This is a genomic window from Anoxybacillus sp. J5B_2022 (assembly GCF_026847645.1).
Taxonomy (GTDB): domain Bacteria; phylum Bacillota; class Bacilli; order Bacillales; family Anoxybacillaceae; genus Anoxybacteroides.
On the sequence record NZ_JAPSMC010000082.1, the window covers coordinates 1 to 10,544 of the forward strand.

The 10,544-nt window shown below is 42.5% G+C and carries 13 protein-coding genes and 1 pseudogene; 13 read left to right on the top strand and 1 reads right to left on the bottom strand.

Annotation, left to right across the window (positions count from 1 at the left end; genetic code table 11):
• From M4I42_RS15405 to M4I42_RS15425, 5 genes are all read left to right on the top strand, one after another.
• Window positions 1–607 (top strand): Uma2 family endonuclease (locus M4I42_RS15405; protein WP_328284632.1); only part of this gene is annotated, 607 nt, incomplete at its 5' end.
• 20 nt (window positions 608–627) lie between these two features.
• Entirely contained in the window at window positions 628–1,557 is a 930-nt protein-coding gene (locus M4I42_RS15410) for an alpha/beta hydrolase (protein WP_268852971.1), read from the top strand.
• Window positions 1,554–1,943 (top strand): thiol-disulfide oxidoreductase DCC family protein, encoded by a 390-nt coding sequence (locus M4I42_RS15415; protein ID WP_268852962.1) that lies wholly within the window; start codon window positions 1,554–1,556, stop codon window positions 1,941–1,943. Before M4I42_RS15410 ends, M4I42_RS15415 begins: the two co-directional genes overlap by 4 nt.
• A gap of 69 nt (window positions 1,944–2,012) precedes the next feature.
• Window positions 2,013–3,545, top strand: coding sequence for an NAD(P)H-hydrate dehydratase (locus tag M4I42_RS15420; protein WP_268852963.1), 1,533 nt, complete (start codon window positions 2,013–2,015; stop codon window positions 3,543–3,545).
• Window positions 3,546–3,722: 177 nt separating this feature from the next.
• Window positions 3,723–3,872 (top strand): LamB/YcsF family protein, encoded by a 150-nt coding sequence (locus tag M4I42_RS15425; protein ID WP_268852964.1) that lies wholly within the window; start codon window positions 3,723–3,725, stop codon window positions 3,870–3,872.
• Here the strand turns inward: M4I42_RS15425 and M4I42_RS15430 are convergent.
• Window positions 3,869–4,264 carry a hypothetical protein gene (locus M4I42_RS15430; RefSeq protein ID WP_268852965.1) on the bottom strand — a complete coding sequence of 132 codons (396 nt, stop codon included), beginning with the start codon at window positions 4,262–4,264 and terminating at the stop codon, window positions 3,869–3,871. The two genes, M4I42_RS15425 and M4I42_RS15430, sit on opposite strands and share 4 nt — an antisense overlap.
• Before the next feature lie 38 nt (window positions 4,265–4,302).
• Here M4I42_RS15430 and M4I42_RS15435 point away from each other — a divergent pair, with 38 nt between their 5' ends.
• The 8 genes and pseudogenes from M4I42_RS15435 to M4I42_RS15470 form a co-directional block, all read left to right on the top strand.
• On the top strand, window positions 4,303–4,785 hold the full coding sequence (locus M4I42_RS15435) for a GNAT family N-acetyltransferase (protein ID WP_268852966.1): 483 nt from the start codon (window positions 4,303–4,305) through the stop codon (window positions 4,783–4,785).
• A gap of 588 nt (window positions 4,786–5,373) precedes the next feature.
• Window positions 5,374–6,213 (top strand): HAD family hydrolase, encoded by an 840-nt coding sequence (locus M4I42_RS15440; protein ID WP_183250877.1) that lies wholly within the window; start codon window positions 5,374–5,376, stop codon window positions 6,211–6,213.
• Between the two features lie 180 nt (window positions 6,214–6,393).
• Window positions 6,394–7,047, top strand: coding sequence for an ethanolamine utilization microcompartment protein EutL (eutL, locus tag M4I42_RS15445; RefSeq protein WP_268852972.1), 654 nt, complete (start codon window positions 6,394–6,396; stop codon window positions 7,045–7,047).
• Between the two features lie 18 nt (window positions 7,048–7,065).
• Window positions 7,066–7,434 (top strand): BMC domain-containing protein, encoded by a 369-nt coding sequence (locus M4I42_RS15450; RefSeq protein ID WP_328284633.1) that lies wholly within the window; start codon window positions 7,066–7,068, stop codon window positions 7,432–7,434.
• A 3-nt stretch (window positions 7,435–7,437) separates the two neighbouring features.
• Entirely contained in the window at window positions 7,438–8,913 is a 1,476-nt protein-coding gene (locus M4I42_RS15455) for an acetaldehyde dehydrogenase (acetylating) (protein ID WP_268852967.1), read from the top strand.
• Between the two features lie 24 nt (window positions 8,914–8,937).
• On the top strand, window positions 8,938–9,225 hold the full coding sequence (locus M4I42_RS15460) for a BMC domain-containing protein (protein ID WP_268852968.1): 288 nt from the start codon (window positions 8,938–8,940) through the stop codon (window positions 9,223–9,225).
• Between the two features lie 11 nt (window positions 9,226–9,236).
• Entirely contained in the window at window positions 9,237–10,016 is a 780-nt protein-coding gene (gene pduL, locus M4I42_RS15465; RefSeq protein ID WP_268852969.1) for a phosphate propanoyltransferase, read from the top strand.
• Between the two features lie 10 nt (window positions 10,017–10,026).
• Window positions 10,027–10,544, top strand: a pseudogene (locus M4I42_RS15470) (hypothetical protein); the annotation flags it as partial.

Consider the following 10,544-nt stretch of genomic DNA (forward strand, 5'->3'; position numbering starts at 1 on the left):
ATTAAAGAAAAAAGGCGGGATGAATATGGCTGTACGAAAAGAAAAGCAGCAGTGGACATATAAAGATTATATGAATTTACCTGAGGAAGTTCGTTTAGAAGTATTGGATGGCGACATCATGAATATGGTTCCTGCCCCAACACCTGCACACCAACGCGTTCAGCGTTATTTGCTCGCATGCTTTTCCAATTATTTAAACGGAAAAACTTGTGAAGTGTTTGGGGCGCCGATTGACGTATGTTTATTTGCCAAAAAGGAAACCGACCCATCCACAATCAAAAGCTGGGTTCAACCTGATTTGCTTGTCGTTTGTGGTCAAGAAAAGATTGGTGATCATTATATCGTAGGCGCACCTGACTTAGTAGTTGAAATTTTATCTCCAAGTACGGCTAAAATCGACCGTGTCGTAAAATTTCATCTCTATGAATCAGCGAAAGTGCGAGAATATTGGATTGTCGATCCGCTAAACGAATATGTCGAAACATTTTTGCGAGGAGAGAACGGATTTTCGATGAAAAATATATATGCGAACGAAGACACGATCGACGTTGGCATTTTCCCTGATTTGAAGATTCCCCTCAATCAAATTTTTATGTCGTCCAAATAAAGAGGTGATAAAGCGTGAATATGCAAACGCAATTAGAGAGGCAGCGAAAAACGAGAAAATGGCTCGTGCCGTCGTTCGTTGGGGTACTGTTGCTTGCGGCTGTAGCTTGTGTGGCGATTTCGGTTTATGTTGGCTGGAATTTGACGCATAAAGAGCGAAAGGCAGTCGTCGAAACGCCGAAAGCTTACGGAATGGCTTATGAAAATGTCACATTTACAAGTAAAGATGGCGGATTAAAACTAAAAGGATGGGTGATCGAGCCAACGAAACAAGCGAAAATGACTGTTATTTTTTCGCACGGCTACGGCGGCAACCGCTACGAACCAAACGTGCCGTTTTTGCCGCTTGCCAAGGCGCTCACAGAAGAAGGATATCGCGTCATGATGTTTGATTTTCGCGCAAGCGGCGAGTCCGACGGGGACATGACAACGATTGGCGCGAAAGAAAAATACGATTTACTTGGTGTCATTGATTATGCGAAACAACACTATTCCGAACCGATCGTTCTTTACGGGGTGTCGATGGGAGCGGCAACCTCGATTTTAGCAGCAGGTATGGATCAAGATGTAAAGGCGGTCATTGCCGACAGTCCGTTTAGCGATTTAGAAGGATATTTGCGGACGTATATGCCTGTATGGACGCACTTACCGAACGTTCCGTTTACCTACTTGATTATTACCCTCATTCCGATGATGACGGATTTAGACCCAGCACAATCGATCCCGATCAAAGCGGTCGATGCGATTGCGCCACGTCCGATTTTATTTATTCACAGCAAAGCCGATCCGTCCATTCCGTATGAAGAAAGTGTAAAGATGTACAACAAACATCCAGATGTATTTGAGCTTTGGCTCACCGAAAAAGCGAAGCATGTGAAAAGTTTTGCGATGTACAAAGACGAATATATTAAGAGAATACTTGCGTTTTTAGAAAAGGTGCAAAAACAATGAAAATCATCTTATTTGACGGAGTATGTAATCTTTGTCATGCATCCGTACAGTTTATTATTCAACGCGATCCACAGGCGGTGTTTCGTTTTGCCTCCTTGCAAAGCAACGTTGGACAAACGCTCGCGCAAAAGCTTTCTCTTCCTTCCGTTGACAGCGTTATCTTGCTCGAAGGGAATCGCTACTATACAAAATCCAGTGCGGCTCTTCGTATATGTCGACAGCTTACAGGTTTTTGGAGAATATTGTATATTTTTATGATCGTACCGAAGCCGTTTCGTGATCTCATCTACGATTGGATCGCGAACCACCGATACCAGTGGTTTGGGAAAAGAGAAAGCTGCCTCATTCCCACGCCGCATATTCGTGAGCGATTTTTAGATAGTTAAATAATTGAGAACTGTCTCGATGGAGGCAGTCTTTTTGTATAATGAAATAAAAACGAAAAGGTGATGACGATGCGAATCGTGACAGCTTCCGAAATGTACGCTATTGACCGCTATACGACCGAACAAATCGGAATAAGCGAAGATTCATTAATGGAAAATGCCGGGCAAGCGGTGGCGAGAGTGTTATGCGAACGAATTCAGCCGACCGCGCGTATTGCGGTGTTAACGGGAACAGGCAACAATGGCGGCGACGGATTTGTTGTTGCAGGAGTGCTGAAAAGCTACGGTTATATGACCGATTTATGGCTCATCCCGCCGAAGGAAAAAGTAAAAGGTGCTGCGAAAAAAGCGCTTGAAATCTATGAAAATTTGGGGTATGAAGTAAAAAACTATATAGGCAATGAACAGGAATTTTTCGAGCAAATTCATCGCTATGATGTTCTCATTGATGCAATGCTGGGAATTGGCGTCAAAGGATCCGTCAAATCACCTTATAAAGAAATCATTGACAAGGTCAATCAAATAGACAAGCTTACAGTATATGCTGTTGATATTCCAAGCGGTGTTCCTGCTGATGGCGGCGAAGTAGAAACAGCGATTCGAGCGGATGTAACGATTACGATTCAATGCCCAAAACTTAGCGCCTATACGTTCCCAACCGCTGACTACTACGGAGAGCTGATCGTTGTCGACATCGGCATTCCACCGCGTGCACTCGAAACAACCGCCACGTTTCGTCAAGCATGGGTGGAAGAGGACGTTAGAAGGACGCTGCCAACAAGAAACCGTTCATCGCATAAAGGGACATATGGAAAAGGAATCGTGATCGGCGGATCGCGCAACATGACAGGAGCGATCACGCTCACCGCTAAAGCAGCGTTAAGAAGCGGAGCAGGGTTGTTGACAATGGCGATTCCGGACGATATTTATTCGGTAGTTGCAAATCGGATTCCAGAAGCGATGCAGCATCCTTGCCCATCGGAAAACGGTTCTTTTGCTGGTGACATTGATTTTGCTCAACTGGATATCGATGCGATTGCCGTAGGGCCGGGGATGGGAAGAACGGAAGGGACGAAACGAATCGTTCAAACCGTTCTTGAGCAAGATGTTCCGGTTGTGTTGGATGCGGATGCGCTATTTTTCTGGAACGAGTACGCTTCGTTTGTCAAAAAGAGAACAAGCCCAACGATTGTCACCCCCCATCCGGGCGAACTGGCGCGCATGCTCGGTGTTTCGATTCATGATGTGGAAAAAAACCGCTTTGGGGTTAGTAAGCAATTCGCGATGGACTACGGCTTGTACGTCGTATTAAAAGGACCGTATACGATCGTTACAACGCCAGATGGAAAGCAGTACGTCAATACAACAGGCAACCCAGCCCTTGCCAAAGGCGGAAGCGGCGACGTGTTAACAGGAATAATTGTCGCCTTTCTGATGCAGCATGATTCCGTACAAGCAGCCGTCAGCAACGCCGTATGGGTTCATGGGAAAGCAGCCGACTTCCTTGTGCAAAAAGGGCATTCACCGTTTAGCGTGCTCGCTACCGATGTAATAGATGCCATTTCGCCTGTCTTGTTCCAGTTAAGGGAACGGATTAAATGATGTTTCCGTTAAGCGGGAATGCGCTCATGATTCGTTTTTCAGATGAAATCAATGATCAAGCGAACCGGTTCGCCCAACAATTTGCATGTTGACTTTACTAGCAATTTTGCTTACCGCTTTCATGCGGGTGATCTAGTCGTGATGCGAAAAACGGTGCAAATAGTGTTCGAGGAGTGATTGTGGTGCGCACACCCCGGTTTTTCCGGCTTGCTTGGGCTTGGCAGCCGCAATATGAGTGTCACGCCTGATGAAGTATATGCGTGCGTTGTTTATCAAAATGGAAAAACGTCGTTCACCATTATACGGGAACGACGTTTCGCTTTTTAGTTGGCTGTTTTCAATAAATGAAGCTCTTCTTCGGTGCGGGCGATGCGGCTAATTTGGTAGTCCAATCGCTGATGGATGTAGGCGATGTCCTCTTTTGTCGCCATTTCACGTCGGATTTGGGCAATTTCGTGCCGCATCGCATCTTGAATGCTGCGCTGCTCCAACTGATTGTCGCGAATGGCTTTGATCATTTGCGTATTTTCTTCCATTTGCACTTTTAGCCAGTAAATCTCTTCTTCTTGTTTGTCTATTCGTTGTTTAAGTGCTTCGATTTCTTGCTTCATCGTTTGCATTTCTTGTTTCATCGCTTGAATCTCTTGTTTGACCCATTGCATATCTTCTGACAAGTTTTGGACAAGATTTACAAGTTGGAGGAGAAGTTGTTCTTGCATTCGTGCTCACGAAACTCGCGCAAAAAGGTGGTGAAAAAATGAACGTGGCTATTCGTTTAGCAAAAGAAGAGGAGGCATTTATCGTCCATCAAGTGATGATCGCAGCGTTTGAAGAATATCGTCAGATGGATGTTCCTTCAAGTGCGTTGAATGAAACGGTTGATTCGATTCGGCAGAAGTTGCGGAGTGGAACAGAGCAAGCGCTACTTTGTTTTAACAGCAATCAGCCGATCGGCACCGTACGGTTCACGATAAACGGGGCGTCGCTTTATTTCTTCCGTTTATCCGTTTGTCCGAAAGCTCGCGGCAAGGGAGTAGCAAAGGCGATGCTTCATTGGCTAGAAGACTATGCAAAAGAGTGCAAAGTACAAGAGATCAGTTGCAGAGTTCGGGCGTCTATACCGAAAAACATTTATTTGTATGAATCAGCCGGATATCATATTTGTGAAGAAAAAATAGTGATGAGCAACGACGTTATCCCTGTTAAGACGGTAGTGATGAAAAAGTATCTCGCCAAATAATTTCTGACTTGTGATGATATGACTAAGCGACACTGTCCGTGACCAGAAAGGACAGATGTTGTTTAGTTGCACATAAACAGCTTATAGAACTATGTTCTAAATAATCAAAATAAACATAAAAAACAAAATCCTTAATAAAATAAAAAAAAGCTACAATGAAGGAGAAGGAAAGTCAACTACCCACCACTTACATTCTAGCGAATGTTGAAGTGGGGGCTTGTAACTGCCCGGAAGTGCAAGCGACTGTCGTCTCCTTCCTTCACTTGGCGTTACTTTAGGCAGGTTGACAGCTACCCAACCATGCAGGACATGCCTACATGGTTACCGATTCTCTCGGTGTGTCTGTTGGCAGTACTTCATTTCCACGCGCAACAGACTTGACTACGCTCGATGTTTTACGGTTACAACACTTCCTGTAACCAACTCCCTACATCGAGTAGTTTATAGGTGTTATAGGTGGAGTGCCTTTGTTTAACGGTTTTCTCCACGCCTTTATTATATCATGCACAGAAAGAAAGGAGGAAGGCGCATTCCTCCCCCACTTACTCCTTTCACTCATTGAAGTGGGGGTCTCCTGCGCTAAAAAAGATGAAAGTCATCGTATTCGATTTAGACGGAACATTGTATGAAGACACGCATCATTTTGATTATTACGCCAAACGGATTGAAGAGAAGCTGAGAGAAGAGAAGCGTACATTTTTTCGAAAAGATTATGAAGCGGTGCTTTTCGGAACACATCCACTCAAAATCGGAAGCGTCTATGATGCGGAAGAAGACTTGATTCTTTTGCTGGACGGCGATGGTTTTGTCCACAGCGTATACGAATGGAATGGAAACAAATGGTCGGATGACGACGTACAAACGAAATATCCCGAACGTATAGCAGTCGATTTGGACAATATGTTAAGCATCGGCGATTTATGGTGGGTGCCAAGCGCCCTCGGCCGGCATTACGGCTTGACCAACAAAGAAACGTATGCCGCCTTTCTCGAAACAAGAACGTTTATGATGAGTCCTCATTTCACAATGGAGCGAACGGCTGGGTTAGCCGAGTTGCTCACTCAACTGCGCCAGCATCTTTTTTTAGTTTTAATGACGAACAGCCCTAGACCGGACAGTGAAGCGATTCTTGAAAAATTAGGCTTATCGAACGTCTTTCATAAAAAAATTTTTCAAGCAAAAAAGCCAGTGGATACAGCCAAGCATTTAAAAACCATCTGTCTAGAGGTTGGTGTCCGCTATGAGGAAATCATGAGCATTGGTGATAATTGGAGAAACGACATTTTTCCAGCCAAACAACTTGGCTGCCAAACGATTTACATCGATCCACATCAAATCGGAACAAACGAAAGCGCGGACGTTGTCGTGCGGAATGTGGGGGAGTGGGTAAATTTGTTAAGAAATAAATATGGGGTAAGCAAATTTTGAGTAAAAGACATAATTTTTTAACTTTTAAAAAAATATTGACAATTAATACTGATATCAATAATATTATTTTTAAGGACATGCAAAAGTTCATATTGACAGGCAAAGGCGCCTTGTTTGCAGAGTTTTTCCATCTCTGCGCAAGGTGCTTTTTTGTTTTCAAAAGGGGGTGGAACTTAAGTGATTGGGGATCCGATTCGTGCAAAAGTATTAGCAAGTCGAGTTATTCCTAACATAGACGAGGGATTAGCTAAGAAACTCAATATTGCACCTCATGTTAGAAGCCTAGCTTTAGTGACATTAACAATTGACGATGTTGGATACACAGCGCTTGATGAAGCAACTAAAAAAGCGGCTGTAGAAGTAGTATACGCAAAGTCGTTTTATGCAGGTTCTGCTCATGCATCAGGGCCTCTTTCAGGTGAGTTTATTGGCATTTTAGGTGGAGAGAGTCCTTCTGATGTAAAAAGTGGATTAGAAGCCGTTTTCGAAACGATTGAAAGTGGGCCATGTTTTTATTCACTAAACGAAGAAGGTAGTCATGCATATTATGCGTACACGGTATCGAGAACAGGGAATTATTTGTCAAAGCTTGCTGGTATACAGCCAGGCGAACCATTGGCCTACTTAATTGCCCCTCCTCTTGAAGCGATGTATGGATTGGATGCTGCATTAAAGGCTTCCAACGTGAGAATTTGTGAACTATATGCCCCACCAACAGAAACAAATTTTGGAGGAGGATTATTGACAGGAAGCCAGTCTGCATGTACCGCTGCTGCACAAGCATTTGCAGAGGCAGTTCAGCATATTGCAAAATACCCTCATAAATCTTTTTAGGAAAGAGGGAACGATAGAATGAAATCTTATTATGCACTTGGCATGATTGAAACAGTCGGCCTAACCTCACTAATCGCCGCCGCTGATGAAGCAATAAAAACAGCAGATGTTCGAATCATTTTATATGAAAAGCCAGATGCAGGGATTGTAACTGTCTATTTGGTTGGCGATGTAGCGGCTGTACGGGAAGCTGTTTCAGCAGGAGCTCAAAAAGCAAAAGAATTAGGAGAATATCGTTCTTCACATGTAATACCTAGGCTTGATAAAAACGTTTTTAGCCACTTAACTGCTAACTCTCTCAAGAAAAAAGATAGGAAGAGAACGGTGAAACAAGCGTATACGGAAAAAGAAATAGAACGAAATCATGACCAAGGAAGTGAACAATAACCCATGGCATTGTTAGATTTTGATTTACTATCTGTTCAAGAAGCAAGAAATCTCCTTCAAAAAGCAAAAGAGGCGCAAAAAAAGTTGGCGAAGCTAGATCAAGAACAGGTGGATAAAATTATAAAAAATATGGCGCTAAAAGCTGAGAAGGATGCGCAACAGCTAGCAAAAATGGCTACTGAAGAAACAGGATTTGGAAATGAGTTTGATAAAATGACAAAAAACCTTTTCGCAGCGAAAGAAGTATACGAAGCGATTAAAGATATGAAAACAGTTGGAATCATCAATATTGATGATCAAAAGCAAGTTTGGGAGATAGCGGAACCAGTAGGTATAATAGCTGGGATCGTTCCTTCAACAAATCCAACTTCTACTATTATTTTTAAATCTCTTATTGCCATAAAATCACGAAACGCTATCGTTTTCAGTCCACATCCTTCAGCACTTAAATGTTCATTAGAAGCAGCAAAAATAATGGCGAAAGCTGCGGAAGAAGCAGGGGCACCAGCAAACGTTATTCAGTGCATGGAACATCCTTCATTACCAGGAACAAATGAATTGATGTCACATAGCATAACAGATTTAATTCTAGCTACAGGTGGGCCTGGAATGGTAAAAGCGGCTTATAGTAGCGGAAAACCTGCTTATGGAGTCGGACCAGGAAATGTTCCTGTGTATGTCCATGAGAGCGCTGATTTAGATTTAGCTGCTCGTTCTATCATTGAAAGTAAATCATTTGATTATGGAACGATTTGTGCTTCTGAACAAGCAGTGATCGTAGATAAGAAAATTAAACAAGCTTTTATCCATCAGCTTCAAAAACATGGAGCGTACTTATTATCGGAAACGGAAAAGGCAAAAGTAGCTTCTGTGATATTGAGAGGAGGCTCTTTAAATTCTCGAATTGTAGGAAAGTCACCACGAGCTATAGGCGAGATGGTAGGATTATCTTTTCCAGAAAACATAAAAGTTTTAATCGGAGAAGAAAAAGAAATAGGAAAAAACATTCCTTTTGCCGTTGAAAAGCTTTCCCCAATATTAGCGTTGTATACTGTAGAAAACTGGGAAGAAGGATGTGATGTGAGCATTCAGCTATTGGAAGTAGGGGGGCTTGGTCATACATTAGGCATCCACTCTCAAGATCGTGAAGTAATCAAAGCGTTTGCTTTAAAAAAACCAGCTTCCAGAATCATTGTAAATTCTGGAACAACATTTGGCGGAATCGGAGCAACAACAGGAATTTTTCCATCCCTAACGCTCGGTTGTGGTTCTTATGGAAACAATATTACTTCCGATAATATTGGGCCGCAACACTTATTGAATATTAAACGGGTAGCGTTTGGTATAAGAGAAATGAATGCTGAGCATGTGCAACCATCTAAGACAATTGAGGAAGAAAACAAAATCTTATCCAATATAGCTATTAATCAAGAAGAAATTGTTAAAATCGTTAAACGAATTCTTGAAGAAATAAAATAAATGAGATGATGGAGGTTATCTGTTATGGCAAGAGAGTTTTCTGCGTTAGGAATGATCGAAACAAAAGGATTAGTTGGAGCGATTGAAGCGGCTGATGCAATGGTAAAAGCAGCAGATGTGAAGTTGATTGGCAAAGTCCAAGTCGGTGGAGGATTGGTAACGGTCTTAGTAAGAGGAGATGTCGGCGCGGTAAAAGCGGCAACTGACGCTGGGGCTGCAGCAGCTGAAAAAGTAGGAGAGCTAATCTCTGTTCATGTCATCCCTCGCCCTCATGCTGATATCGAACTTCTGCTTCCAAAAGTAGGGGAGTAGGTAATGAATAGATGGTAGTAATTACGGAAGCACATTTGAGAACAAAATTACTAAAAGGGACGTTATCTGACCCGTATTTTATTTCAAGTCAACACCGGCTAACACCTGCGGCAAAGGATTTTTTGAGGGATCGAGGGATAAAAATTAAAAGGGTGGACGGCCATCCGATTGAGCAAGATGTTCAAAAACAAACATTAAGTATTCCTGTAGGAGTTTCGAATCGTCACGTTCATCTATCGTATTATGATGTTGAAGTATTGTTTGGAAAAGGTTATGAATTAACACCTTATCGTCCGCTTTCACAGCCTAGTCAATTTGCTGCTGAGGAAACAGTAACGCTTGTAGGGCCTAAAGGCGTCTTGTCGAAAGTAAGAGTTCTAGGTCCAGCGCGTGAGCTTACACAAATAGAAATTTCTCGTTCAGATGGATTCATTGTTGGAATTCATCCTCCGGTTAGGCTTTCAGGGGCAATTGATGGCACGCCCGGCATTACCATTGTTGGGAAAGCAGGTGCTATAACGGTTTCGCAAGGTGTAATTGTTTCCAAAAATCATGTTCACATGTCTCCAAATGATGCTCGACAATTCGAAGTAAAGGATGGCGATTGCTTAATTGTTCAAGCTATCACCGATCGACCAGTTATATTTCCAGAGGTTGTGGTTCGAGTGAATGAACAGTTTTCCCTTGACTTCCATATTGATACTGACGAAGCGAATGCCGCGAATTTAAAAACAGGGGACTTGGTAAAAGTTATAGGGAAAAATGGAAAGTTATTTGGCGGAAATGTTTAGAGGTGATGAAATGGGTCACGATATCAACCGAGAAGCGGAATTAAGCAAATTGGTAGAAGCGATTGTACGTGATTTTTTAGCAGACGCTACAGGGGAAAAAAAAGAATGCAAGAAAGCTTTGTTCATTTTTTGTGATAGTTCAGCGCATGAACGATATACAGATTCATTAATACAACTGGGAAACGAGGGAGTAGATTACGATTTCTTGTTTTTAGACGGAGAAACGTCTGGATGGCTCGGTCTTCATAAAATTGAATCAACCAACTGTACAAAAGTATTAGCAGAGGATGAATTTGCTCCTGCTCCGTTAGAACTCCCAAAAGAATATGAGGTAATAGTAATTCCAGAAATTGACTTAGATAACATCGCAAGGATATCGCTTGGATTAAAAGGATCGATTAAAGCGGAAATTGTATTTGCTGCATTAGTCCTAGAAAAGTCCGTTATTATAGGCGAAGATGTTCCGGGAATCAAACGCTCGGACAGAAGAACATTAAAAAGGGTAGCGTTACCACCTGCTTATCAAAA

What these genes read in the sequence shown, in the direction of transcription:
- M4I42_RS15430 (WP_268852965.1), bottom strand. Translation starts at nt 4,264, where the DNA reads ATGCAAGAACAACTTCTCCTCCAACTTGTAAATCTTGTCCAAAACTTG.
- M4I42_RS15415 (WP_268852962.1), top strand. Translation starts at nt 1,554, where the DNA reads ATGAAAATCATCTTATTTGACGGAGTATGTAATCTTTGTCATGCATCC.
- M4I42_RS15435 (WP_268852966.1), top strand. Translation starts at nt 4,303, where the DNA reads ATGAACGTGGCTATTCGTTTAGCAAAAGAAGAGGAGGCATTTATCGTC.
- M4I42_RS15455 (WP_268852967.1), top strand. Translation starts at nt 7,438, where the DNA reads ATGGCATTGTTAGATTTTGATTTACTATCTGTTCAAGAAGCAAGAAAT.
- M4I42_RS15440 (WP_183250877.1), top strand. Translation starts at nt 5,374, where the DNA reads ATGAAAGTCATCGTATTCGATTTAGACGGAACATTGTATGAAGACACG.
- pduL (WP_268852969.1), top strand. Translation starts at nt 9,237, where the DNA reads ATGGTAGTAATTACGGAAGCACATTTGAGAACAAAATTACTAAAAGGG.
- M4I42_RS15450 (WP_328284633.1), top strand. Translation starts at nt 7,066, where the DNA reads ATGAAATCTTATTATGCACTTGGCATGATTGAAACAGTCGGCCTAACC.
- M4I42_RS15410 (WP_268852971.1), top strand. Translation starts at nt 628, where the DNA reads ATGCAAACGCAATTAGAGAGGCAGCGAAAAACGAGAAAATGGCTCGTG.
- M4I42_RS15460 (WP_268852968.1), top strand. Translation starts at nt 8,938, where the DNA reads ATGGCAAGAGAGTTTTCTGCGTTAGGAATGATCGAAACAAAAGGATTA.
- M4I42_RS15420 (WP_268852963.1), top strand. Translation starts at nt 2,013, where the DNA reads ATGCGAATCGTGACAGCTTCCGAAATGTACGCTATTGACCGCTATACG.